Source organism: Shinella sp. R2-11, from assembly GCF_055330205.1.
In genome coordinates this window covers 607,684-631,766 of sequence record NZ_JBVAPC010000002.1, presented here as the reverse complement: position 1 = coordinate 631,766, position 24,083 = coordinate 607,684, and the positions used below count along the sequence as shown (strand labels likewise).

Annotated in this window: 25 protein-coding genes; 16 read left to right on the top strand and 9 right to left on the bottom strand. The window is 65.2% G+C overall.

Going from position 1 to position 24,083, the window contains the following annotated elements; all coding sequences use genetic code 11:
* Positions 1-6 precede the first annotated feature (6 nt).
* Entirely contained in the window at positions 7-1,761 is a 1,755-nt protein-coding gene (locus tag ACZ1A1_RS07725) for an alpha/beta hydrolase (RefSeq protein ID WP_463619408.1), read from the top strand.
* On the opposite strand, the gene ACZ1A1_RS07720 is transcribed toward ACZ1A1_RS07725, so the two are convergent.
* Entirely contained in the window at positions 1,758-2,255 is a 498-nt protein-coding gene (locus ACZ1A1_RS07720) for a cupin domain-containing protein (protein WP_313192854.1), read from the bottom strand. The two genes, ACZ1A1_RS07725 and ACZ1A1_RS07720, sit on opposite strands and share 4 nt — an antisense overlap.
* 178 nt (positions 2,256-2,433) lie before the next feature.
* On the opposite strand from ACZ1A1_RS07720, the gene ACZ1A1_RS07715 reads away from it, so the two are divergent.
* The 5 genes from ACZ1A1_RS07715 (at position 2,434) to ACZ1A1_RS07695 (ending at position 8,439) form a co-directional block, all read left to right on the top strand.
* A complete protein-coding gene (locus ACZ1A1_RS07715; RefSeq protein WP_463619407.1) occupies positions 2,434-2,991 on the top strand; it encodes a DUF924 family protein in 558 nt (185 codons plus the stop codon).
* Between the two features lie 108 nt (positions 2,992-3,099).
* Entirely contained in the window at positions 3,100-5,553 is a 2,454-nt protein-coding gene (locus tag ACZ1A1_RS07710) for a mechanosensitive ion channel domain-containing protein (RefSeq protein ID WP_463619542.1), read from the top strand.
* A 144-nt stretch (positions 5,554-5,697) separates the two neighbouring features.
* Positions 5,698-5,961 carry a hypothetical protein gene (locus ACZ1A1_RS07705; protein WP_313192856.1) on the top strand — a complete coding sequence of 88 codons (264 nt, stop codon included), beginning with the start codon at positions 5,698-5,700 and terminating at the stop codon, positions 5,959-5,961.
* 190 nt (positions 5,962-6,151) lie between these two features.
* Entirely contained in the window at positions 6,152-6,979 is an 828-nt protein-coding gene (locus tag ACZ1A1_RS07700) for a response regulator (protein ID WP_119256085.1), read from the top strand.
* A 215-nt stretch (positions 6,980-7,194) separates the two neighbouring features.
* The gene (locus tag ACZ1A1_RS07695; RefSeq protein ID WP_463619406.1) at positions 7,195-8,439 is read left to right on the top strand and encodes a GGDEF domain-containing response regulator; all 1,245 of its coding nucleotides are present in this window, start codon (positions 7,195-7,197) and stop codon (positions 8,437-8,439) included.
* Between the two features lie 92 nt (positions 8,440-8,531).
* Here ACZ1A1_RS07695 and ACZ1A1_RS07690 read toward each other — a convergent pair whose 3' ends face one another.
* On the bottom strand, positions 8,532-9,539 hold the full coding sequence (locus ACZ1A1_RS07690) for a GlxA family transcriptional regulator (RefSeq protein WP_313192859.1): 1,008 nt from the start codon (positions 9,537-9,539) through the stop codon (positions 8,532-8,534).
* A 284-nt stretch (positions 9,540-9,823) separates the two neighbouring features.
* Here ACZ1A1_RS07690 and ACZ1A1_RS07685 point away from each other — a divergent pair, with 284 nt between their 5' ends.
* The gene (locus tag ACZ1A1_RS07685; RefSeq protein ID WP_463619405.1) at positions 9,824-10,426 is read left to right on the top strand and encodes a GNAT family N-acetyltransferase; all 603 of its coding nucleotides are present in this window, start codon (positions 9,824-9,826) and stop codon (positions 10,424-10,426) included.
* An 85-nt stretch (positions 10,427-10,511) separates the two neighbouring features.
* Here the strand turns inward: ACZ1A1_RS07685 and ACZ1A1_RS07680 are convergent, their stop codons facing one another.
* Together ACZ1A1_RS07680 and ACZ1A1_RS07675 are read right to left on the bottom strand one after the other, a co-directional pair.
* On the bottom strand, positions 10,512-10,715 hold the full coding sequence (locus tag ACZ1A1_RS07680) for a hypothetical protein (RefSeq protein WP_463619404.1): 204 nt from the start codon (positions 10,713-10,715) through the stop codon (positions 10,512-10,514).
* A 107-nt stretch (positions 10,716-10,822) separates the two neighbouring features.
* The gene (locus ACZ1A1_RS07675; protein ID WP_463619403.1) at positions 10,823-11,041 is read right to left on the bottom strand and encodes a hypothetical protein; all 219 of its coding nucleotides are present in this window, start codon (positions 11,039-11,041) and stop codon (positions 10,823-10,825) included.
* 115 nt (positions 11,042-11,156) lie between these two features.
* Here ACZ1A1_RS07675 and ACZ1A1_RS07670 point away from each other — a divergent pair, with 115 nt between their 5' ends.
* Positions 11,157-12,074 (top strand): LysR family transcriptional regulator, encoded by a 918-nt coding sequence (locus tag ACZ1A1_RS07670; RefSeq protein ID WP_119256089.1) that lies wholly within the window; start codon positions 11,157-11,159, stop codon positions 12,072-12,074.
* Positions 12,075-12,099: 25 nt separating this feature from the next.
* Here the strand turns inward: ACZ1A1_RS07670 and ACZ1A1_RS07665 are convergent, their stop codons facing one another.
* Complete coding sequence (locus ACZ1A1_RS07665) at positions 12,100-12,882, bottom strand: formyl transferase (RefSeq protein ID WP_463619402.1); 783 nt, start codon at positions 12,880-12,882, stop codon at positions 12,100-12,102.
* Positions 12,883-13,068: 186 nt separating this feature from the next.
* Between ACZ1A1_RS07665 and ACZ1A1_RS07660 the strand changes: the two genes are divergently transcribed.
* The 5 genes from ACZ1A1_RS07660 to ACZ1A1_RS07640 all read left to right on the top strand — a co-directional run bounded on the left by ACZ1A1_RS07660 (position 13,069) and on the right by ACZ1A1_RS07640 (position 17,475).
* A complete protein-coding gene (locus ACZ1A1_RS07660) occupies positions 13,069-13,227 on the top strand; it encodes an entericidin domain-containing protein (RefSeq protein ID WP_119256090.1) in 159 nt (52 codons plus the stop codon).
* 96 nt (positions 13,228-13,323) lie between these two features.
* Positions 13,324-14,016, top strand: a complete 693-nt coding sequence (locus ACZ1A1_RS07655) for a ferredoxin (protein ID WP_463619401.1) — start codon at positions 13,324-13,326, stop codon at positions 14,014-14,016.
* A 116-nt stretch (positions 14,017-14,132) separates the two neighbouring features.
* A complete protein-coding gene (locus ACZ1A1_RS07650) occupies positions 14,133-14,825 on the top strand; it encodes a phosphodiester glycosidase family protein (protein WP_463619400.1) in 693 nt (230 codons plus the stop codon).
* 80 nt (positions 14,826-14,905) lie between these two features.
* Complete coding sequence (locus ACZ1A1_RS07645) at positions 14,906-15,427, top strand: RNA polymerase sigma factor (RefSeq protein ID WP_463619399.1); 522 nt, start codon at positions 14,906-14,908, stop codon at positions 15,425-15,427.
* 14 nt (positions 15,428-15,441) lie between these two features.
* Positions 15,442-17,475 (top strand): vWA domain-containing protein, encoded by a 2,034-nt coding sequence (locus ACZ1A1_RS07640; protein WP_463619398.1) that lies wholly within the window; start codon positions 15,442-15,444, stop codon positions 17,473-17,475.
* A gap of 338 nt (positions 17,476-17,813) precedes the next feature.
* Here ACZ1A1_RS07640 and ACZ1A1_RS07635 read toward each other — a convergent pair whose 3' ends face one another.
* Complete coding sequence (locus ACZ1A1_RS07635; protein ID WP_463619397.1) at positions 17,814-18,119, bottom strand: hypothetical protein; 306 nt, start codon at positions 18,117-18,119, stop codon at positions 17,814-17,816.
* A gap of 100 nt (positions 18,120-18,219) precedes the next feature.
* Here ACZ1A1_RS07635 and ACZ1A1_RS07630 point away from each other — a divergent pair, with 100 nt between their 5' ends.
* Positions 18,220-19,104 carry a LysR family transcriptional regulator gene (locus ACZ1A1_RS07630; RefSeq protein WP_318912270.1) on the top strand — a complete coding sequence of 295 codons (885 nt, stop codon included), beginning with the start codon at positions 18,220-18,222 and terminating at the stop codon, positions 19,102-19,104.
* Here the strand turns inward: ACZ1A1_RS07630 and ACZ1A1_RS07625 are convergent.
* The gene (locus ACZ1A1_RS07625; protein ID WP_463619396.1) at positions 19,089-19,436 is read right to left on the bottom strand and encodes a hypothetical protein; all 348 of its coding nucleotides are present in this window, start codon (positions 19,434-19,436) and stop codon (positions 19,089-19,091) included. The two genes, ACZ1A1_RS07630 and ACZ1A1_RS07625, sit on opposite strands and share 16 nt — an antisense overlap.
* Before the next feature lie 127 nt (positions 19,437-19,563).
* On the opposite strand from ACZ1A1_RS07625, the gene ACZ1A1_RS07620 reads away from it, so the two are divergent.
* Both ACZ1A1_RS07620 and ACZ1A1_RS07615 read left to right on the top strand, forming a co-directional pair.
* The gene (locus ACZ1A1_RS07620; RefSeq protein WP_415213260.1) at positions 19,564-20,211 is read left to right on the top strand and encodes a helix-turn-helix transcriptional regulator; all 648 of its coding nucleotides are present in this window, start codon (positions 19,564-19,566) and stop codon (positions 20,209-20,211) included.
* On the top strand, positions 20,208-21,341 hold the full coding sequence (locus ACZ1A1_RS07615; RefSeq protein WP_463619395.1) for an aminotransferase class I/II-fold pyridoxal phosphate-dependent enzyme: 1,134 nt from the start codon (positions 20,208-20,210) through the stop codon (positions 21,339-21,341). The genes ACZ1A1_RS07620 and ACZ1A1_RS07615 overlap by 4 nt, the downstream gene beginning before the upstream one ends.
* A 244-nt stretch (positions 21,342-21,585) precedes the next feature.
* Here ACZ1A1_RS07615 and ACZ1A1_RS07610 read toward each other — a convergent pair whose 3' ends face one another.
* On the bottom strand, positions 21,586-22,629 hold the full coding sequence (locus ACZ1A1_RS07610) for a quaternary amine ABC transporter ATP-binding protein (RefSeq protein WP_463619394.1): 1,044 nt from the start codon (positions 22,627-22,629) through the stop codon (positions 21,586-21,588).
* Positions 22,630-23,019: 390 nt separating this feature from the next.
* Complete coding sequence (locus ACZ1A1_RS07605) at positions 23,020-24,018, bottom strand: glycine betaine ABC transporter substrate-binding protein (protein ID WP_463619393.1); 999 nt, start codon at positions 24,016-24,018, stop codon at positions 23,020-23,022.
* Positions 24,019-24,083: the final 65 nt, after the last annotated feature.

The window sequence follows — 24,083 nt, the reverse complement described above, 5'->3', positions numbered from 1 at the left end:
ACCTCCATGCCCGACATGCTGCGCCCCTTGGCACCCGGTGTGCAGCCGGCCGCCGAGCCCATGACCTTCGCGGGAACGGTCGGCCTGTTTACCGCGGCGCAGGGCATCGCCCGGCCTCTTTGCGTGCTCTTCGCCAGCCCCTGGGGGCTTGAGGAAATGTGCACGCGAAAATTCCGGCGTATCCTGTGCGAGCGGCTGGCCGGAGAGGGCATTGCAAGCCTGCGCTTCGACTATCCCGACACCGGTGATGCGCTGGACGAGGCTGTCTTCGGGCCCGGGATGGAAACCTGGGTGGAGGCGCTGCTTGCCGCCGCGCATCTTTTGCGGGAACGCTCGGGATGCGCGCGTCTGGTGATCGTTGCCGAAGGGATCGGAGCAGCGGTCGCGAGCCTTGCGGCAGACCGGCTGGCGGACCTTGAAGGCATTGCCTTCCTCGCCCCCGTCATTTCCGGACGCGGGCATCTGCGCGAACTTTCGGTCTATTCCCGTCTGATCGACGACAAACTGGGACTGAAGAAGGGCACGGAGGCCACTCTCGAAGTCGCCGGGCTCGCCCTGCCGCAGGAGATCGCGGCGGGCCTGCGCGGCATCGACCTGATGAAGTGGGAGAAAGCGCCGGCGCATAACCTTGCCGTCTTTACCCGCGCCAATCGTCCAGACGACGTAGCCTTTGCCACGCATCTTCGCGCGCTTGGCGCGAATGTCCTCGAAGCGCCATTCGAGGGGTTTGAAAGTCTCACGTCCAATCCAACGCTTGCCGTCGTGCCCGAGCCGGTCGTTGCTGGCCTCGTGTCCTGGGCGGCAAGCCTTGCTTCCCGAGATCCCGCATTGTCACCGACACCCGTGCGGGTATGGGGGGCAAGCCATCGCGGCAAGGGCTATGTCGAGACCGCCACGCGGCTCGGCCGTGGCGAGCGGATGTTCGGCATTCTCTGCTCGCCCTCGCAATCACATGCGCAGGAACGCCCGGTGGTGCTGTTCCTGTCATCGGGCTATGACAGGTCGGCCGGCTGGGGGCGCTCGACGGTGGAATTCGCCCGTGCGCTAGCCAAGGAAGGCATCGCTTCCCTGCGGTTCGATTGCGCCAATGTCGCCGACAGTCCGCCGGCAAAAGGCTTTGCCGGGCAGGTGCTTTACCATGCAGTGCAGGTCGAGGACGTCCGGGAGGCATTGGACTTCCTCGCAACGGCCGGAACGGCTTCTGTCGTCGTTGCGGGGCGCTGCAGCGGTGCCTATCTCGGTATTCAGGCGGCCGTGGCCGATCCGCGGATCGTCGGTGTCGTGGCGGTCAATCCGATCGTCTTCCGCTGGAAGAATGGGCGCTCCGTCGATGAGGCGCTGGAAAATCCGGTCCAGACGCTGGAGCATTACGGTCGGCGCCTTGCCGAGATGGACACGCTACGGCGGGTCCTGAGGGGCGAGATCGACGTCATGCGCAAGGGCCGGGAAGTCATCGGGCGGCTTGCCGTGCGCGCAGCACGACCGCTGACGCGGATTTTCGGTGGTGTTTCGCCGCGTGAACGCGGCGTGTTGTCGGATTTTCGCACGTTGCGGGGCCGCGGCGTTCCGGTCGCCCTTCTCTATGGCACCGGCGAACTGGGGCTCGAGGAACTGGCGCTGTTTTTCGGCAAGGATGCCGCCGGGCTACGGCGCTTCGGGAACGTGCAACTTTCGATCGTTCCCGACGCCGACCATAACTTTACCCCGACCCATGCCCGCGTGCGCTATCTCGACGCCATTCGGTCGCTGACTTCCCGCTAAAGCCCCTGCTTAGCCACGGAGCGCAGCCGCCCGAGGACCCGGTAGAACAGCGACAGGGGGAGCGGGAAGGGCCTGCGTGTGACGGCGGCTTTCCTGACATAGCGGTCGATCCGCCAGGTCGCCCAGCTGCCCGCCTGGAAATAGGCGACGTCTCCGACGGCCAGGGTGCGGGCGCTGCCGTCCTCGGCGGTCACATGGACTTCGCCTTCGAGGATCACGACCATTTCATCCCAGCCGAAGAACCAGCGAAACTCGCCAGCCGTGCAATCCCAGACCACCGTCGAGGCGCATTTGTCCGACGGCTGGGAGTGGAAGGCGGCGCGGGCGACCGGATTGCCGGAAAGTATCCAGTCGGGTTTGATCGGCCGCGGCTCCATCGGCAGGGTGCTGGAACTCGCGGCAACGAAGGTGTCCGGCTCCGGGCGGGCAGGCGTGTAACCTCTGTAGAGGGCGGTTGCGATCGCTGCGGTCGCGGTAACAAATTGCCAGTTCATCGGAGCTCCATCCATCTTTTCCGGGCGGATGATAGCGCGAGAGAATCAGCAAGCGGTTGAGTGGAAAACTAAAATTTTAACCGCCTGCTTTCCGAGCGTCCGCCTGCCGCTCCACCGCGCTCCTTGCCATGCCCCGCGATAACGCCATATTGCGGCTAGGACGAATGGAGGTTTTGGGATGAGCTATGATGCGATCAGGCGGCCGGAAGAGGTTGTCGGCTATTGGTGCGAGACCCTGACGGCGAAGGACTGGTGGCAGGGGACGCCGGAGCTCGATGGGCGGGTGCGCGAGCAGTTCGCCGCCACGCATCTTGCCCTTTCCCGCGAGGTTTCGCCGGAATGGCGGGCGAGCCCCGAGGCACGGCTTGCGGCGATCATCGTGCTCGACCAGTTTCCCCGCAACATGTATCGCGCCTCGCCGATGGCCTTCGCCACGGACTGGATCGCCCGGCGCGAGGCGCGGCTCGCGCTGGAGGCGGGAGCGGACAAGCTGGTGGATTATGGCCGCCGGCATTTCTTCTACATGCCTTTCGAGCATTCCGAGGATCTTGCCGACCAGGACCTCTGCGTCGCGCTGTTCGAGGCGCATGGCGACGAGATGTATCTCGACTATGCGGTGCGGCACCGGGAGGTCATTGCGGAATATGGCCGCTTTCCCCACCGCAATGCCTTTCTCGGGCGGGTTTCGACGCCGCATGAGGAGGCTTATCTCGCGGAACCGGGGGCCGGATTCTAGCACCGGTTTAAAATGGCCGCATTCATGGCTAGAAGAGTGCGGAATCGCATGATCGCGATGCGTCGTTCTTTCAGCGAGGGGCCTTTGCCTATTCTCCGCCTTCTCTCCATGCTTTTCGTGGTGCTGCTGCTTGCGGTTTCGCCCGCCGCCGCGCAGACGGCGGCCGCGCCCGCCGCCGATGCGACGACGCAATTGCAGCAGGCGAGCGCCGATCTCGACAAGGCCGGCCAGCAGCTCGCCTCCATTCGCGAGCGGGTCGAGAAGTTCAGGGATGACGATACGCGCCTCGTCGACCTGAAGGTCGAGGTCGAGGCGCTGAACCGGTCGATCATCGCGATATCGGTGGCGACACGGCCGCGGCTGGAGGCGATCAAGGCGCGGCAGACGGAGCTCGGCGATCCGCCGGCCGAGGGCGCGCCCGCCGAGGCGGACGTCGTCGTCGCCGAGCGCAAGAAGCTGGCGGCCGAGCGCAACGAGATCAACGCGCTGACGGGCGAGGCGGAGAACCTCTCCATCGAGGCGACGAAGCTTTCCAACCGCGTCACGGAAATCCGCCGGCAGCTCTTCACCGATGCGATCCTCAAGCGCACCGAGATCAGCTCCACGCTCTTTGCCGAAGCCTCCGGCGCCCTTGCCGACGAGACGCAGACGCTCGGCCGCACCGTCACGGCATGGACGCAGTTCGTCTGGAAATACAAGCGCATGCAGCTTCTGGGCGCCGTCGCGCTTTCGCTGATGGCCGCGCTGGTGCTGCTTTCCGGCAGCTACCGGCTGTTCTCGCCCTATATCACGCGCGCCGCCCGGCAGGAGAAGCCGCATTATATCACCCGCCTTTCCGTCGCCTTCTGGTCGACGGTGCTGCCGACGACGGCGGCCGCCGCTTTCGCGGGGGCGAGCTATTTCTTCCTCGACGCGTTCAAGGTGCTGCGGAGCGATATCGCGCCGCTCGTGGCGGTGGCGCTCGGCGTGACGGTCGCCATCTATTTCGTCGCGCAGCTCGCCAATGCGGTGCTGTCGCCGGGGGATGGTCACTGGCGGCTGGTACGGGTTTCCGACCGGGGCGCGCAGCTTCTCTGGCTGCTGATCTTCGGCATGGCCATCGTCAACGGCGCGGACTTCTTCCTCGGCGCGATCAGCGAGGTGCTCGGTTCGCCGGTGGTGCTGACGGTGGTGAAGAGCTTCTTCGCCTCCATCGTCATCGGCGCCCTGCTGGTGGTGACCGCCTTCATCAAGCCGGTGCTTCGGCAGGGCGAAATGCCCGGCGCGCCGGGGCGGCCCTGGCCGCGCTCGATCTTCGTTCTCCTGATCCTGATCGGCCTCGGCCTCATCTTCTCGGCGCTGCTCGGCTATGTCGGCATGGCCCGGTTCGTCGCCACCCAGATCGTCGTGACCGGCGCGGTGGTGGTGACGATGTATATCGGATTCCTGTCCGGGCGCGCCGTTTCCGCGCCCAACGCCTTCGCGGAAACGGCGGTCGGCAAGCGGATGGAGGAGCGCTTCGGCCTCAGCCAGGTCGCGCTCGACCAGATCGGGCTTGCGGCGGGACTGGCGATCTACCTGCTGCTCTTCGTCTTCTTCGTGCCGCTCATCCTGCTGCAATGGGGCTTCCAGGTCGCGGACATCGAATCCTGGACCTATCGCATCTTCACGGAAATCCGCATCGGCACGATCACCATTTCGCTGATCGGCATTCTCGCGGGCATCCTGCTGTTCGTCGCCGGCCTCGTCGTCACGCGATGGTTCCAGAAATGGGTGGACGGCAACGTGCTGGCGCGCAGCCAGGTCGATGCCGGTGTGCGCAACTCGGTCCGCACGGCGGTCGGCTATGCGGGCGTGGCGCTTGCCGGGCTCGTCGGCATCTCGGCGGCGGGCATCAACCTTTCGAGCCTCGCGCTCGTGGCCGGCGCCCTCTCGCTCGGTATCGGTTTCGGCCTCCAGAATATCGTGTCGAACTTCGTCTCGGGCCTCATCCTCCTGGCCGAGCGGCCCTTCAAGGTGGGGGACTGGGTGGTGGCCGGCACGACGGAGGGCTTCGTGCGCCGCATCTCGGTGCGCGCCACGGAGATCGAGACCTTCCAGCGCCAGACGGTCATCGTGCCGAATTCCGTGCTGATCAACGGGCAGGTCGGTAACTGGACGCACCGCAACAAGCTCGGCCGCGTGGAGGTGGCGATCAGCGTGCATGGCGGCAACGATCCGCATCGCGTGCAGGCGGTCCTGACCGAGGTGGTGCGGGCGCAGCAGGGGCTGCTGCGCAATCCCGAGCCGGTGGTCGTGTTCCAGGCGTTTTCCGCCGCCACACTGGATTTCGAGATTCGCGCCTTCCTTGCGGATATCCTCAACGGCACCGGCGTCAAGTCGGAGCTGCGCGCCGCCATCCTCGAACGGCTGCGCGCGGAAGGCATCGCCATCGGCGCGCCGGCCGCGCCGGAAGTGCCGGTCAAGATTTCGAAGGAGGGGGCCGAGCTCATCTCCGCGCTTCTCGACCAGGCGACGGAGAAGGTGCGTCCCGCTCCTAACCGCCGCCGCGGCAAGCCTGACGGAGAGGCGCCGCAGACCTGAAGTAGCCTGCCCGATTTCCGGCACATGAACGCCGCATTCACGCTGCATTCAGCACTTGCCCCATAAAACACATGCAAATCCGATCGGGGAACGGTAGTGTTCCCCTCGGGCTTGAACAGGGGCGGCGCTCGGCGCCGGGCGAAAATGAAGCGAATGATCATGATGCTGCTTGTGTCGGCTGCGATGTCGGCTCCGGCCATGGCTGCCTCCGTGACCAACAAGGATGCCGATACGCAGGTGCTCGTCGTCGTCGAAGGCGGCAGCCGCATGGAAATCGCGCTGGAGCCCGGCGCGACCGAGACGATCTGCCCCTCCGGCTGCTTCGTCACCCTGCCGAACGGCGACCGCATCGCCCTCAACGGCGGCGAGGATGTCGAGATCGAAGGCGGGGCCGCCTCGGTCAAGTAAATCCGGAATACCGATTTCACGACGACGGCGCGGAAGAAGAACCGCGCCGTTTTACTTCGTGCGGAAGATTGGACCGGATGCCGGGCCAATCCTGCTTCCCCCTGTTTTCATGCCTTCTGAATTTAACGCTTTCGCAAAGGGTTGCCGCTACGCCTTAAGCTGGGGAAAATCCATATTACGAAGGCATATCATGGCGTTTATCGGCATTTCCGGAATGCAATATTCCGGCGCGTCTCTTTCGCATCATCGTATTCTTGTTGCCGAAGACTCCAATGTCTTCACGTCCATGATCTCCAAGCGGCTTAAGGAGCTTCTTGGCCTCGATGTCGAGATATGCCGCAGCTTCGAGGAGCTGGAACTGGCCTATGACAAGTCCAGCGAGAAGATCACGCTGGCGATCTCCAACATCAACCTGCCGGGCGCGGAGAACGGCGAGGCGCTGAACTATCTGGTCGACCTTTCCATTCCGACGATCGTCTTCACCGGCACGTTCCAGCAGGCGACGCGCGACCAGTTGCTGTCGAAGGAGATCGTCGACTACATCATCAAGGACAATGTCTTCGCGGTCGACATGCTGGCCGAATCCGTCTGCCGGTTCCTGACCAATCACCAGCACCATGTGCTGATCGTCGACGACAGCGCGACGGCGCGGGCGCTGCTTTCGACGCGCCTCAAGCGCTACAATTTCCGTGTCAGCACGGCGGAGAACGGCGCAAGCGCGCTGGCGCTGCTGAAAGCCAATCCCGATATCGGCCTGATGATCACCGACTACAACATGCCCGATATCGACGGCTTCGAGCTGACGCGGCGCATCCGCGGCACGGTCGGATCGCATCAACTGCGCATCATCGGCATCTCGTCCTCGACGGACCGGCTGCTGTCCGCCCGGTTCCTGAAGGCCGGCGGCAACGATTTCATCATGCGCCCGTTCATCGACGAGGAATTCTACTGCCGCGTCAACCAGAACCTCGATACGCTCGCTCAGATCCGGTCGGCGCAGCTCAAGCTGGCGAGCTGACCGGCGCGCCGGCCGCATCCACCCAGGACTGTCCTCACGTTACGTGAGATATTTCTCAGCGAGTTAACCACTTGGTAAAACCGCTGGTTTGTAATGCGGCCCAACGGGAGCAAGACGGGGTAGTGGACGAGGTGGGAGTGGATCCAAATCCGCAGCGAGGGCCTGCATTTCTGCGCCATTCGGGCCAGCAGGTGCTGCTCGTGGAGGATTCGCGCATGTTCTCCACGGCGTTGAAATACCGCCTGGAGACCGAGCTCGGCCTTTCCGTCACGCATTGCCCCAGCATGGCGGCGGTGCGGGCGATCTTCCAGTCGGAGGCGCCGGAATTCGCGCTTGCCGTGCTCGACCTCAACCTGCCCGACGCGCCCAATTGCGAAGCGCTCGACTACGTGATCTCCAAGGGCATCTCGCCGCTGGTCTTTACCGGTTCCTTCAGCGACGCGACGCGCGACGCCATCCTCGCCAAGAACGTGCTCGACTATGTCGTCAAGGACAGTCCGGCGGCCATGCAGCAGCTCGTGCTCGCGGTCGACCGCATCCTGACGAGTGGCAAGACGCAGGTTCTCATCGTCGATTCCGATCCGGAAAGCCTGCAGCAGCAGATGAGCCTCATCGCCAAGCAGCGTTTCCAGATCGTCGCGGTCGAGACCGGCGCGGCGGCGCTGGAGGCGCTCGACAGCCATGGCGGCATCGACCTCGTCGTCACGGACCTCGATCTTTCCGACATGGACGGCTTCACGCTGCTGCAGGAAATCCGCAAGCGGCATGGGGACGACACCGTGCGTGTCGTGGGGCTTGCGAAGTCGGAGGACCGGATGGTCGCCGCGCGGTTCCTGCGGGCGGGCGGCGACGAATATATCCAGAAGCCGTTCCTGATCGAAGAATTCAACAGCCGCATCTTCCATGTGGCGGCCATCCAGAAGCGCGTGCAGTCGCTCCACCGCATCGCCGCGCGGGACTACCTGACGGACATCTACAATCGCCGCTACTTCTTCGAGGCCGGGCCCCGGCTCGTCGACCAGGCGCTGCGCCGCGGCGAGCAGATGTCCATCGCCATCCTCGACATCGACCATTTCAAGCGCCTCAACGACACCTACGGCCACGAGGTCGGCGACGTCGTGCTGAAGGCCGTGTCGCGCCGCCTCAAGCACCGGGTCGGCGACCGCCATCTTCTCGCGCGCCTCGGCGGCGAGGAGTTCGGCATCATCTTCCACGGGCTGGGGCTCGAAGAGGCGCTCGACTATTGCGAGCGGCTGCGCACGGAGCTTGCGGCCCAGCCGATCAGCGCGGACGGCGAGCCGCTGACGATCACGGTCTCGGCCGGCCTTGCCGCCATTTCCGTGCGGGAAACCTTCGACAACTATCTCAATGCCGCCGACCAGTTCCTCTACATGGCCAAGCATGCCGGGCGGAACCGCGTCTTCTCCGAACTGTCGCTGATGAACGCGCTTGCCAGCTGACCCCGCCTTCGAGGCGGGGCGCTTTAGCTAACTGATTTTTCGCATGTCGTTGTCGCAAAACCGCTGCACGCTTTTGCGCGACATGCTTCAGGTCAGCGCGCGATGGCCGAAAGGGTCAGCTTGCGCTCGGCGCGCTCCTGCTGGGGCGAGCGGTTGTAGAGTTCGCGATAACACTTGGAGAAGTGCGAGGCGGAGACGAAGCCGCAGGCGACCGCCACTTCCACCACCGGCATGGACGACTGCACGAGCAGGTGGCGCGCGCGGTCGAGCCTTATCTCGAGATAGTAGCGGGCGGGTGAGCGGCCCATCTCCTGGCGGAAGAGCCGCTCGATCTGGCGGCGCGACAGGTCGGCGCCGTCGGCGATGTCGAGCAGCGACAGCGGCTCGGAGAGGTTCTTCTCCATCAGCTCGATGATCGACAGCACCTTGGCGTTCTGCACGCCGAGGCGGGCGCGCAGCGGCAGGCGCTGGCGGTCGTGCGGGCCGCGCACCCGGTCGGTCAGGGCCTGCTCGCAGACGCGGTTGACGAGGTTCTCGCCGAAATCCTCGTCGATGAGATTCAGCATCATGTCGAGCGAGGCGGTGCCGCCGGCGCAGGTATAGATATTGCCGTCGATCTCGTAGAGGTCGGCATAGACGTCCGCCTGCGGGAAGGCCTCGGCGAAGCCCGGCAGGTTCTCCCAGTGGATCGCACAGCGCTTGCCCGCGAGCAGGCCCGCCTGGGCCAGCACATGGGCGCCGGTACAGAGCGACCCGACGGCGACGCCGCGGTTATAGACCTCGCGCAGCCAGGCATTGACCGACTTGTTGTTGAAATCCTCGACATAGACGCCGGAACAGACCAGCACCATGGAGGGGCGGTTCTCGCCGCCGAGATGCTTGCGCTCGTCGGCGAGCGAGGAGTTCACCTCGATGCCGATGCCGGCGGAGGACAGCACCTGCTGGCCGTCGGTGGAGGCGAGGCGCCAGCTATAGGCCTCGTAGCCGAGCATGCGGTTGGCGATGCGCAGCGTCTCGATCGCCGCCGAAAAGGGCAGCATGGAGAAGTTGGGCACGAGGAAGAAAACGAGAGAGCGCTTCTTGACGTTTTGCTTGTTCATCGGTGTGTCCATGCTGATGGGGCGATGTCGCAATGGTCGCAGGCAGGTCCGGGGTCGGATAGCATTTTTGCGACGTTGAAAAGGACGGATACGACTGCGACATCCTTCGTATCTCCGCAATGTCAATGTGTTCCGGCGGAATTATGACGATTGTCCAGTGATGGCGCATTTGCGACCAGCGCCTTCGCATCGTCAGATTGCGACAGGCCGCCGGATGCTTGCTGTCCGTTTGACAAGATCGGCGCGCTCGGCCAAAACGAGCCGGATTTTCAAGGAAGACGCCGATGCTGCCAGACGGATATTCGGACGTGCCGGCGGGCAAGCTCGCGGCCGTCGTGACCTGCCTCGAAATGCGCGAGCCGCCGGACCGGCGCGCCGACCCGGCGCAGCCCGGCATCACGCTGAAACATGTCGAAAGGGCGGACCCGGCCTGGTACCGCGATCTCTACCGGCGCATCGGCACGGACTGGCTCTGGGCCTCCCGTCTCGTTCTGCCCGAGGATGCGCTCGCCGCCATTCTCCATCATCCGGACGTGGAGGTCTACGCGGTGATGAAGGACGGGCATGCGGAGGGGCTGCTGGAGCTCGATTTCCGGGAGGAGGGCGTCTGCGAGCTTGCCTTCTTCGGCCTGACCGCCGCAGCTATCGGCCGGGGCACGGGCCGCTGGCTGATGAACCGCGCGATCGCGCGGGCATGGTCGCGGGAAGGGCAACCGCCCATCGGGCGCTTCTGGGTGCATACCTGCACGCTGGATTCGCCGCAGGCGCTCGACTTCTACATCCGCTCGGGCTTTTCGCCGGTGAAGCGCCAGATCGAGATCTTCGACGATCCGCGGCTGACCGGCACATTGCCGGCGGGTGTCGCGCCGGGCGTTCCGCTGCTTTAGAAACAAAACCGCCGGAGGGACTTTCGTCATCTCCGGCGGTATCGGGCGTCGTCTTCCTTCGGCATGTCGCCGTGACAGTCATCCGTCATCGTGTCGTCTTGTCCCATGCGCGAAAGCCGATGTCCTTGCGCAGGTCGAAGGGCAGGCTTTCCAGTTCGCGTTCGACGCGATGACGCCGCCAGGCCGAGACGAGCCGGCCGGGGACGGTCCGCAGGAGACGGACCAGACTGCCGGAGACCTGCGCGCCAGATGCGCGCCGGGCCGGACGATGTTCCAGTGCAATTGCCATTTTCAGGGTTCCTTTCGAGCTTGGGAGGTATCGAAAGGTCGCGACCTTGATCGTGACTATTCCGCAACCTCACGCATCAATCAAACGAATATAAATGATCGGATCGATCAGCGATCTTCATGTTTCGTGATGGCGGGCCAGTCGATGTCCTGCTTGAGGTAGTCCGGTAGCTGCGCCAGTTCCTCGGCCGTGTGGCGCGCAACGGCGCGCCGGCGGCGGGCTTCGATGGCCTCGCCCACGAAGCGCCGTATTGCGTAGTAGAATCCGTTTCCGCGGGCGAGCACGGCAAGATTGGCACCTTCGGTCAGCGACTTTTGCGTTTTCATGGCGTTTTCCTCACGTTCGTTTGCTTTGCAGGTTGACTATCCGCCCGTCTCGGTTTTCAATCAAACGAAATGAAGTGACGTTTTGCTTCAGATTTTCTGATCCATGGAGGCGACAATGAACCTTCTGATGCGCCAGACGCTCCCGCTGCTGGAACTCGATATCCTGAGGACCTTCGTGGCGATCGCCGAGACCGGAAACTTCACCACGGCCGCCGAAACGGTGCACCGGACGCCGTCCGCCGTTTCCATGCAGATCAAGAAGCTCGAGGAGCTTCTCGGCTGCACGCTCTTCCGCCGCGATGCCCGGTCGGTGGTGCTGACCCATCACGGCGAGGTGCTGCTTTCCTATGCCCGCCGGCTGATCGCCCTCAGCAACGAGGCCGTCTCGCGCTTCATGATGCCGGAAATGAACGGTGTCGTGCGGCTCGGCGCGCCGGACGATGTCGGCGAGCTCATCCTGCCGGAAGTGCTCAGGCGTTTTGCGGAAACCTATCCGTCGATTGCCGTCAACGTCTCGATCGAGACGAGCAGCAACCTGCGCCGCGCGGTCGCCGAGCGCCGGCTCGACCTTGCCATCTTCAACGCGACGGACGGCACGATCCCGATCCCCGGCGAGGTGCTGCTCAAGGAACAGCTCGTCTGGGCCGGCAAGAATTGCGGCAACGCGCATCTGAAGAACCCGCTGCCCGTCTCAGTCTGGGAGGAGGGCTGCATCTGGCGCGCGCGGGCGCTGGAGGAGCTGAGCCGCTCGGGCCGGGATTTCCGCGTCGCCTATTTCTGCGCCCATCACATGGGCCAGCGCGCGGCGATCCGGGCCGATCTCGCGGTCGCCCCGCTCGCCCGCTTCCTGGTGGGGGACGACATGGTGGCGCTCGGCGAGAAGGACGGCCTGCCGGACCTCGGCCACTATCTCATCGGCCTCGTCGTGAACGAGGAGGCCGAGGCGCCGGCGCAGGCCGTGGCCGACTATATCCGCGCGGCCTTCGCCCGCATGGAGCGCCGGCCCATGGACATGCTGCAGGTCGCCTGCTGAAGCCTGGCCTTCCTTTCGCGCGCGGCTACCAGATGCCGCGTGTGATGCCGTTCCACAGCCAGGTCCAGACCGGCGGGTGATACCATTGCCGCGAGGGCGCCTCGATCTTCCGCGGCGCCAGGGTGCCGTTCACGGCGTCCGTCAGCGCCGCGAGGACGATCCCCGTCGCCGCCGCCGTCTGCAGGAGCGGATAGGTGTGCATCGTGTCCCGTTTGCCGGGCTTCATCCGCTGCTGGTAGAGCACGCCGCCGGTGTCGACGCCGGCATCGACCAGATGCACGGTCGTGCCGAAATTCGCCTCGTCCCCCAGCACGCGCGACCAGTAGCCGCCCTGCAGGCCGCGATATTGCGGATTGATGCCGGCATGGAGGTTGAGCACGGGGCAGGAAATGGCCGCAAGCGTCTCCGCCTTCACCATGCGGCAGCTGACGAGCAGCAGCGCAGCGGGCCGGATTCTGTCGAAAGCTTCCAGGAATAGCGGGCTGTTGGCGGAGGGAACGGCGATGCGGCGGACGGCCGGGTCGACCGATGCGTCGGCGCCGTGGGCCGCGAGGATTTCCCGGATGCGGCCCGCGGTGAAGCGCTTGCCGAATTTCGAGACGGCCATGGTCGCGAACTGGCCGAGCGCCCGGAACCATCCGAGCGTCTTCGCCCGTCGCCGCAGAAAGAGCGATTTCGGCTCGGGCTGCTCCTCGATGACGACGAGGTTGGGGAAGGCGGCCTTGACGGCATTGACGACGATCTCGGGATTGGCGCCCGGCTGGATCAGCATGGCCACCGTTTCCATCCTTGCGTCGCGTTCCGTCATGTCCGTCATTCCATTGTTGCCTTTGGACATGATGGCCGGGGTGCCTTAGGAAGCGGTAACCGCCGGCGGGATTCTCCGGGCAGGGCTAAGGATTGGTTAGTGCACTTTTTGCTTGCCGATCCCATTTCCCTCCGGCGCGGGCTGGTCTAGATTTCCATTCGATGTGATTCACGAGGAGAATCTTCCATGACCGCAAAGAATCTTGCCCGTCTCGGTGCCGTGTTTGCCGCGCTGCTGGTGCTCAGCGCCTGCGGGAATACGATCCGCGGCCTCGGCCGGGACACGGCGAACACCGTGGACGCGACCAAGGATGCCGGCCACCGTATCGCGCGCGCCGCGAACTGAGACGCCTGAAGGCAAGCCCCGACGCCGCCGGCCTCAAGGAGGCGGCGCTCGGGGATCGGTCATGACCGGCCCGGCGCATGAAGGGGATCTGGTCCGGTGAGAGCCAGCCATCCCGACCGAGAGAGCATCCGTGCGGTTCTCGATCCGCACGGTCTTTTTTTGCGCGGTGTCGTGAATTTCGCCGATGGCGATGTGGCGCCGGTCCTTTCGGATGGGTGCCCCGCCGCAAGCGTGCTGCTTGTCGGCAATGTCGGCGGCTCGATCTGGCCGGCCTTTTCCCGCTGGCGCGCCGCGCAGCCGGACGGCGGCGGCAGCGATTCGCTCGATGCCTGGTCGAAGGCGATCATCGGCGCCGTTGCGCTGTCGGCGGGGGCGACGGCGTGGTTTCCCTCCGATGCGCCATGGCAGCCCTTCCAGCAATGGGCGATGCGCGCGGAAGGATTGAAAGCCTCGCCGCTCGGCATCCTGATCCACCCGGTCTACGGGCTCTGGCACGGCTATCGCGGCGCGCTCGGTTTTTCCGTGCCGGTCGAGGGCGAGGCCTTGCCGCCGCGCCCGCATCCCTGCGAACGCTGTCCGGACAAGCCGTGCCTTGCGGCCTGTCCAGCCGGCGCTGTCCGTCCCGAGGCCTTCGACATCGCCGCCTGCCGGTCGCATCTGCGCGGGCCGGAGGGGCAGGGCGGCTGCATGGTGCTCGGCTGTCTTGCCCGCGCGGCCTGTCCCGTCGGGGCGGATTATCGCTACGGCGATGCCCAGCTCCGCTTTCACATGGCGGCCCTCTCTCTTTGACCTTTCGGCGGGAATCGCCGCTAAATTCGCCGCATTGCCGGCGGAGCCAGAGGGTCATGCGAGCGCTTCTGTTTGTCCTTTTCCTGTTTTTCACGCCTGCCCTGTGGAGCGTTGCCATGGCCGAAACGCCGAAATGCGCCGCGATCGAGCATTTGTCCGGCCGCTACACCGTCTGCACCTTCGATCCCGCGAAGGAGACGATCCGTCTCTTCGGCACGCAGACGCTCGATGTGCGCGGCGCGACCTACGACCAGCTCAACACCTATCTCCTGCGCAACGGCCAGCATATGAGCTTTGCCATGAACGGCGGCATGTATCACCCGGACTACGGGCCGGTCGGCCTGCTGGTCGAGAACGGCCGGGAGACGGGTGCGCTCAACAGGCAGGATGCCTTCGGCAATTTCTTCATGAAGCCGAACGGCGTCTTCTTCATCGAGGACGGCAAGGCGGGCGTGATGGAAACGGAGGCCTATGCCAAGGCCGGGCTTTCGCCGCAGGAGGCGACGCAATCGGGGCCCATGCTGGTGGTCGACGGCAAGATCCATCCGCGCTTCCTGCCGGATGCCACGAGCCTGCAGATCCGCAACGGTGTCGGCATCCTGCCGGACGGGCGCGTCGCCTTCGCCATCTCGAACGACCGGGTGCGCTTCCACGACTTCGCGACGCTCTTCCGCGACCGGCTGCAATGCCGAAACGCGCTCTTTCTCGACGGCAGCATTTCCAGCCTCTATTCCCCGGAAATCCGGCGGCACGACCGCCGCGCCGTCATGGGCACGATCATCGCGGTCGTCAAGAATCTTCCCTGGTGAGAAAAAATTTGCAGCCGCGACCCAAGGATTGCGGTCCGGCGCACGTCTGAAAGGATAGTGCACGCAATCGGGATGGACCCGTGGAAACAGAACTCGTCGAAAAGGCGGCCTTGGGGGATCGGCAGGCATTCGCCGCGCTGGTCGAGAGCCGCTATGATTTCATCCATGCCGTCGCCTGGCGATGGTGCGGCGACCGGCAGGATGCCGAGGACGTGGCGCAGGAGGTGTGCATACGCCTCGCAAGCGCCATCCGCGGCTTCAAGGGCGCGAGCCGCTTCGGCACGTGGCTCTATACGGTGACGCTGAACACCGCGCGCGACCAGATGCGCAAGCGGCGGCGGAGCGAGTGGCGCGACGCCGCCTATCTGCGCGAGCAGGCGGTGCTGGAAGGCGGCTCCAATGACGACGGCGGCGAGGAACTCTGGCAGGCCGTGCGCCGGCTTCCCGACAAGCAGCGCGATGCCGTGCTGCTGATCTATGGCGAGGGGCTGAGCCATGCGGCGGCGGCCGATGTGCTCGGCTGCGCCGAAACGACGATTTCCTGGCATGTGCACGAGGCCCGCAAGCGCCTGAAGGTGCTGCTGCGCGACACGGCCGCGTGACGGAAGGACAGACGATGACCGATCTCGACCTCGACAGACTTTCCCGCCGCCGCCCTCCGGCCGCAAGCGCCGCCGCCCGCGCGGATGCGCTCGCCGCCGCCATGCAGGCTTTCGACGGTGCGGAAAAAAATGCGGATGCTCCCCAAGGTTCGGCGGATGGCGGGCGTCGAAGCTCCATCTTCAACCGGATATGGAGCCCCATCATGAACCGCAGACTTCTCGCCGGCTCGGCGCTTGCCACGCTGCTCGTCGTACCCGTCGCCGGCCTCGTCACCTATGAGCTGGTGCGCAACGGCACGGTGCCGCTGAAAACCGAAACCGGGATTGCCGCCAAGCCCGCCGATGCGGACCAGCGCGCCCGCAAGCCGGTCGAGGAGGCGGCGAAGGGTGAGGCCCAAGTCGCCGCCGAGGCGGATGCCAAGGCGAAGTCGGCTGCCGATACGGCCGCAGGCACGCTTGCGGCCGAGCCCGCGCCGCTTGCCGAAAGCCGCGAGGAGGAGGCGGTCGCCGCCATGCCGGAATCGCTTGCCGTCGGCGGGGCGGCGAACCTGCAGACGCTGAGCCGCATGGCCGTGCCGTCCTCGGACATTGTTGCCATGCCGATGCCGGTGGAGGATCGCGAGCGCTTCGCCTCCGCCGATCCCAATCCGGTGAAGAGCGTTGCGACCGATCCGGTCTCCACCTTCTCGGCGGATGTCGACACGGCTTCCTATTCCTATGTGCGCCGGTCGCTGCTCGGCGGCAGCCTGCCGGATCCCGAGGCGGTGCGCGTCGAGGAGATGGTGAATTACTTCCCCTATGACTGGAAGGGGCCGGAGACGGCGGAAAAGCCGTTCAACGCCACCGTCACCGTCATGCCGACGCCGTGGAACACGGGCACCGAGCTCCTGCATATCGGCATCAAGGGGTTCGACACCGCGCCGGCGGAGCAGCCTTCGGCCAATCTCGTCTTCCTCATCGACGTTTCCGGCTCGATGGACGAGCCGGACAAGCTGCCGCTCCTGAAGAGCGCCTTCCGCCTCCTGGTCGGCAAGCTGAAGGATACCGACACGGTCTCGATCGTCACCTATGCGGGCGATGCCGGCGTCGTGCTGGAGCCGACGGCGGCAAAGGAGCGGCAGAAGATCCTCGACGCCATCGACACGCTGCGGCCGGGCGGCTCGACGGCCGGGGCGGAGGGCATCGAGACGGCCTACAGGCTGGCCGGGAAGGCGTTCAGGAAGGATGGCGTCAACCGCGTCATGCTGGCGACGGACGGTGACTTCAATGTCGGGCCGGCCAGCGACGAGGACCTGAAGCGCATCATCGAGGAGCGCCGCAAGAGCGGCATCTTCCTCTCCGTGCTGGGTTTCGGCCGCGGCAACTACAATGACGGCATGATGCAGACGCTGGCGCAGAACGGCAACGGCACGGCCGCCTATATCGATACGCTCGCCGAGGCGCAGAAGGCGCTGGTGGAGGAGGCGGGGTCCTCGCTCTTCCCCATCGCCAAGGACGTCAAGTTCCAGATCGAGTTCAACCCGGAGCGCATCGCCGAATATCGCCTGATCGGCTACGAGACCCGCGTGCTCAACCGCGAGGATTTCAACAACGACAAGGTGGATGCCGGCGATATCGGCTCCGGCCACCGCGTCACCGCGATCTACGAGGTGACGCCGAAGGGCAGCGCCGCCGTGCTGAACGATCCGCTGCGCTACGGCAAGGGCGAGGCGGCCGCGACGCCGGCGGCGGAAAGCGGCGAGCTGGCCTTCCTCAAGATGCGCTGGAAGAAGCCGGATGGCGATACGAGCGAGCTTACCACGATGCCGGTGACGGATGCCGATGCGGTCGCCGACGTGAATGCCGCTTCCGCCGACGTCCGCTTCTCGGTCGCCGTCGCGGCCTTCGGGCAGAAGCTCAAGGGCGTGACGGCCCTGCAGGACTATGCCTATGGCTCGATCCTCGGCCTTGCGGAAGCCGCGCGCGGCAACGATCCGTTCGGTTACCGGGCGGAGTTCTTGAAGCTCGTGCAGCTTGCGCGCGGTCTTGCGGGCGAGACGGCGCAGTAGGGCAGGCCGCCCCTCATCCGGCCTGCCGGCCACCTTCTCCCCGCAAGCGGGGAGAAGGGGATATGCGGCGCTGGTTTCCTCAAGCAATACCCTGCGGGGCTGTATCTTGCTGCAAGGCTGTCGCACATGAAAGGAAAGCATTGCCCCATCTCCCTTCTCCCCGCTTGCGGGGAGAAGGTGCCGGCAGGCGGATGAGGGGGATACCGAAGGCAAAAGAAGGATCTTTCGGTGCCGTGCCTCCTCATCTAACCCTTCGGGCCACCTTCTCCCCGAGGAGAGAAGGGAAGAGCGGCAATGCCGAACTCATTCGATAGTCCTGCTGCCTGCGGTGTACAGGATTATGCGGCGGGCTTTTCCCGCTCCTTGCCTGACTTGCCCGGGGATGCGCTTGCCGCATCCCCTTCGTCCCGCTTGCAGGGAGAGGGCGGTAGCAGGCGGATAAGGGGCGCGGCCCAGCGCCTTTCCTTCGTTTGCGGCAGGGGCTCGCAGCGCAGGACGTCGTTTTCCGTCTCGATCAGGTTCAGCCCGGCATCGCGCAGCAAACGCTGGTCCCTGCGGGCTACGAGCAGCCGCAGGGCTTCCCGCTCCGCCCGCCTTCGATGCCATTCTCTCAGTCTTTCCAGCGCGTTTTCGAGGATGCCCATGGCCGTTGCCCTTCGTTCCGCGCATCAGTCAATCAAGGCGATAGACATTTCACAAACGAATAGCGATGATGGCAGGCATCAGGAAAAGCGATGGCGTGTCATGTATCCACCCCTTGAAAGCGATCTCCTGCGCATCTTCGTCGCCGTCGCGCAGGCCGGCAATGTCACCCATGCGGCGGAAAGGCTGGCGCGGACCCAGTCGGCGGTCAGCATGCAGGTGCGCAAGCTGGAGGATTCCGTCGGCGCCGTGCTGTTCGAGCGCGGTCCGCGCGGCGTTTCGCTGACGCCGGAGGGCAAGCGGCTGCTGCCCTATGCGCGGCGCATCGTCGGGCTGGTCGACGAGACGACGGCCGTCATGCGGACGGCGCCGCTCGACGGGCCGGTGCGCGTCGGCATTCCGGAGGAATACAACCAGACGGTCCTGCCGAACGCGCTGGCCGCCTTCGCCGAAATCCATCCCAATATCGAGGTGACGGTGCTTTGCGGCTATACCGCGCAGCAATTGGCGGCGCTCGAAGCCGACCAGCTGGACCTTGCCATCATCTTCGACTGGTGCGACGGAATCTCCGGCGAACTGCTGGCGGTCGATCCCACCGTCTGGGTGGCCTCGGTCACGCATGACCGGCATGTGGAGCGGCCGGTGCCGGTGGCGGTCTACTGGCGCTCAAGCTGGTGCCGGGACTTTGCGCTCCGCTCGCTCGAGCGGCACACCATCCCCTATCGCATCGCCTATACCTGCGATACGAGCGGCGGCCTGCGCTCGGCCGTGACCAGCGGGCTTTCCATCGCGCCGCTCTCGCGCAGCAACATTCCGCCCGGCGCGCGGGAGCTGACGATCGCGGACGGTTTTCCGCCGATCGATTCCTCCCGCGTCATCCTCAAGCGCAATCCGCGTCGCGGCGGGCCGGCCATCGAGGGCATGGCGGACATGATCCGCAAATCCTTCGGGCCGCTCGCGGCCACGGGCGATCAGGCTTTCGGATAGGCGCGTTCGAGGCCGCCGGAGCGCGTGAGGCCGGTGCGGAAGGCCCCGTAGGCCGCGTGCTGGCTGGAGCGGGCGGTTTCCATGAGCCTTATCTGCAGGCGCGCCGGTGCCGCCTGGCCGAGCCATTCGCCGAGCTTTTCCAGCTTCAGCGAATTGAGGAAGCGGGCGGTCGCGGCGCGGTTGAGATAGAGGTCCAGGCCTTCGAGCAGGTTCTCGTCCTGCTGCGGGTTTTCCATCAGGAGGGCGAGATAGGCCCGGTCGGCCTCGCCGAGCGTGCTAAGCTTGTCGGCGACGGTTTCCCGGTCCGGAAAGGCTGCAAGATCGGTGCTCATGGTGTCCCCCTGGAATCGTTGGTTCCTTGGGAATAGGACGCACCCGACCGGCCCGCAAGCGGAGAAGGCGGAATTGGATTGAAAATCCAATATTGACAAATCATCCAATATTGGATTGTTTGTCGCCATGTTCGATACAGCAAATGCCGATGCGCTTCTGCGCCACCATGCCGCGACTGCCGCGGCCATCTCCACGCTTTTCTATCCCCATGCCGAAGTCGTGCTGCACGACCTCGAAACGGGGCTGATCGCGGGTATCTGGAATGCCTTTTCCGGCCGCAAGCCGGGTTCCGAATCGCTCGTCGAGGACGAGCTCGACCAGGCGGGCGAGGGCGGTGTCTACGGGCCCTATGAAAAGACCGGTGAGGACGGACGGCGCCTCAAATCCGTGACGGCGGTGCTGAAGGACGATTTCGGCCAGGCCGTCGGCCTTCTGTGCATCAACATGGACGTTTCGCATTTCGAGGCTGCGGCCAAGCTGCTGGCGGCCTTCACCGGCGCTACCGCGCCGCGGCCGCCCTCGCTCTTTGCCGGCGACTGGCGGGAGGAGATCAACACCGCGCTGCACGACTGGCTGCGCACCCGCGGCCTGGCCCTGACCGCGATGCGCAAGGGCGACCGGGTGGCGCTCGTCGCCGAGCTCGACCGGCGCGGCCTGTTTCAGACCCGCAACGCCGTCGATCATCTCGCCGGTCTCATCGGCGCTTCGCGCGCCTCGATCTACAATTACCTCGCCGATGCCCGGCGCCAGAGCCAGAAGGACAGGACCTCGTGACCACGCTGCCGGATTTCCGCCTCGAAACCCATTTCTCGCGCTGGGAATTCAAGGCCCGCCACCACATGACGGCGAGCGACGCCGAGACCATGCGCATGTCGGACCTGCTGGCGCTCGCCGGCCCCGAAGACCTCGATGCCTGGGACCGGGTCTCGCTCGGCTATACGGAGACCTGGGGCGCGCCGGCGCTGCGCGATACCATCGCCTCGACCTACGAGACGCTTTCGGGCGCCGATATCCTCACCTTCGCCGGGGCGGAGGAGGGGCTCTATTGCGCCATGCTGGCCCTGCTCGGGCCGGGCGACCACGCCATCGTCACCGTGCCGAACTACCAGTCGATGGAGACGATGCCGGTCACCATCACCCGCAATGTAACGGGCGTCGCGCTGCGGCCGGAGAACCGCTGGCAGCTCGATCTCGACGAGCTGCGCGCGGCCCTGCGCCCCGAAACCAGGGTCATCGCCGTCAACTTCCCGAACAATCCGACGGGTGCGATCGCCGACCAGGAGATTTTCCGCGCGCTGGCCGATCTTTGCGCCGAGCGCGGCATCTATCTCTTTTCGGACGAGGTCTATCGTGGGCTGGAGATCGATGCGGCCAAGCGCCTGCCGCAGGCGGCGGACCTCTTCGACAAGGGCATTTCGCTCAACGTGATGTCGAAGGCCTACGGCCTGCCGGGTCTGCGTATCGGCTGGATCGCCAGCCGCGACCGCGCGCTGCTGTCGCGCATGGAAAGGATGAAGCACTACCTCTCCATCTGCAACGCGCGTCCCTCGGAGGTGTTGGCCGGCATCGCGATCAAGGCGCGCGAGACGATCTTCGCCCGGCTTCGCGCCCTCTGCGCAGAGAACATGGAAAAGCTCGACGCCTTCTTCGCCGACCATCCGGACCGCTACGAGTGGACGCGGCCCGATGGCGGCTGCGTCGCCTTCGCGCGCTATCTCGGCAAGGACGGCGTGGAGGAGCATTGCCGGCGGCTGGTCGAGGAGAAGGGCGTCCTGCTCCTGCCCTCCAGCCTCTTCGTCTCCGACCTCCTGCCCGTTCCGATGGACCGTTTCCGCGTCGGTGTCGGGCGCCGCAATATGGATGCGGGGCTTGCGGCATGGCGGGAATTCCTGGCCGAGGACTGACGGGATTGCCGGCCGCCGGCACGAAAAAGGGTGCCGGTCGGCGCCCTGAGACTGCTGGCAAAGCGTGAAACCCTCTCTTCCGTCATGCTCGGGCTTGTGCCGAGCATCTGCAACGCCTCGATCTTTAGATGCGTTGGTAGATCCTCGGCACAAGGCCGAGGATGACGGCGGTGGGTGAGGTGACGGTTGTCAACGAGCAAAGGGCGCCGTTCGGCGCCCTTGTCGTATTCGCATTCCCCGGATTTCAGGCGGCCCTGGTCTCGTGGCTCGTCTGTGTCACCATGGCGGCGATGATCGTGCTGATGCTGAGCGCGCCGATCGGCCGCCCGGCTTCGTCCACCACATGGGCGAGCGTCTGGTTGCCTGCGGTCATGGCGCGGGCGGCGGTTTCGAGCACGGTGCCCTTGGTAAGCGGCATGCCTTCCGGATTGCCGGAAAGCGGTGCCATGATCGTCTCGACATTGACCACGCGGCCGCGGTTCACTTCCTTGACGAAGGCGGTGATGTATTCGTCCGCCGGGTTCAGCACGATTTCCTGCCCGGTGCCCTGCTGCACGACCATCCCGTCGCGCAGGATCGCGATCTTGTCGCCGAGGCGGAGCGCCTCGTCGAGATCGTGGGTGATGAAGACGACGGTCTTCTTCAATTCCTTCTGGAGGTCGAGAAGGACGGTCTGCATGTCGACGCGGATCAGCGGGTCGAGCGCCGAATAGGCCTCGTCCATCAGGAGGATGTCGGCATCGTTGGTCAGCGCGCGGGCAAGGCCGACGCGCTGCTGCATGCCGCCCGAAAGCTGGTTCGGATAGTGGTTCTCGAAGCCGGCGAGGCCGACGCGGGCGATCCATTCCCCGGCACGCTTTTCCCGCTCGGCGGCGGCGACGCCCTGGATCTCCAGGCCGTAGACCGTGTTTTCAAGAACGGTGCGGTGCGGCAGCAGCGCGAATTTCTGGAAGACCATCGCCGTCTTGTGGCGGCGGAACTGGCGCAGGTCGCTCTCGTTCATCCGACAGACGTCGACGCCGTCATAGAGCACTTCGCCGGCCGTCGGGTCGATCAGGCGGTTGATGTGGCGGATCAGCGTCGACTTGCCCGAGCCGGAAAGGCCCATGACCACCATGATGCCGCCCGCCGGCATGGAGATGTTGATGTCGCGAAGGCCGAGGACATGGCCGTATTTCTGGTTCAGCTCGGCCTTGCCGAGGCCGTTCTTCACGGCGTCGACGTAATCGCTGCCGCGCGGCCCGAAGATCTTGTAGAGATTGCGGACCTCGATTGCATGACTAACCATGAATTATCTCCCAGTGCTTCTGGCGCCGCGCGCCGTGGGAATGGCTGCGGCGGTCGAAAATGATGGCGATGGCCACGCGCGCGAAGCGCCCGCGGATATCCGTCCTTGGATGATGTCCGCCGCGCGGAAGCGGGCGTCGCGAAAGGCTGAAAATCTGCAAAGTAAGTCTGGCGATGCTTCGCGCAGGCCTGCCATCCGTTTCCCCTCTTCTCCGGCAGTGACTGCCCCGTACCGCGAGGCGAGATGGCCTTGCGAACAGAACGGCGCGCGCGGGATATTCTTCTTATGGTTCCCGGCTTGCCTCTTCTTCATTGCATGAACCGCGGGTTCATATTGTGCTATTTGCGACCTCTTCGGTTTCCTGACGCGCATCGGAGCCCGCGGCCGCGTTCAAAGCGCGGCCTTGACCTTGCCCGCGATGTCGGGCGCGACCCAAGGCGTCCAGATCTCCGGGAAGGTCTCCAGGAAGTACTTCGCGGCGTCTTCCGTGGAGGCATTATTCTCCTCCATCCAGGCGAGCACCTTGGCGACGGTGCCGTTATCCCACTGGCGGACCTTCATGTAGTCCATCGCAACGCCCGCCTTTTCGGCGAAGTCCTTCGTGGCGACGGTGAAGACGTCCGAGGTCGGGTAGGAGTTGACCTTCGGATGAGGGCAGGCCGGCACCGCCGTGCAGCTGTCCCATTCGGCCTTGTCGAATTCGACGCCGAAGGAGAGCTTGACCATCTGGTACTTGCCGAGGATCGCGGTCGGCGCCCAATAGTAGCCGAGCCAGCCGGTCTTCGTCTCGAAGGCGTTGGCGATCGAGCCGTCGAGGCCGGCGGCCGAGTCCGTCTCGACGAGGCGGAAACCGAGCCTGTCGGCGCCGAGCGCACGATAGAGGTTGTCGGTCGTGACCTGGCAGCTCCAGCCCGCCGGGCAATTGTGGATCGCGGCCTTCGACGGGTCCTTCGGATCGGGAAAGAGCTCGGGATGCTTCAGCGCGTCCTGCACCGTCCGGATGTCTGAATTGTCGTCCGCGATGAATTTGGGGATCCACCAGCCTTCGACGCCGCCTTCGGAGAGGAGGGGGGCAAGCTGCATCAGGCGGCCTTCGGCAATCGCCTTGTCGAGCGGCGTGCGCACGGCGTTCACCCACATTTCGGGCGCAAGGTCCGGTTCGCCCTTCTCGTTCATGGAGGTGAAGGTCGACATGGTATCGCCCGCCACCAGGGTTACGGTGCAGCCATATCCCTTTTCGAGGATGAGCCTGTCGAGATGGGCGGCAACGCCGGCCGAGCCCCAGTTCATTTCCGCGATGGAGACCGCGCCGCATTCCGCCGCCACGGCCGGGCCGGCAAGGCCGCACAGACTGGCGGCAAGCAAAGCAGCGGCGAGGAGCTTCTTCATGGGCTGGAGACCTCCCAGTCTCGGCATGCAGCGATCGATCCGGATGGCAGCGCAGGTTACTGCGT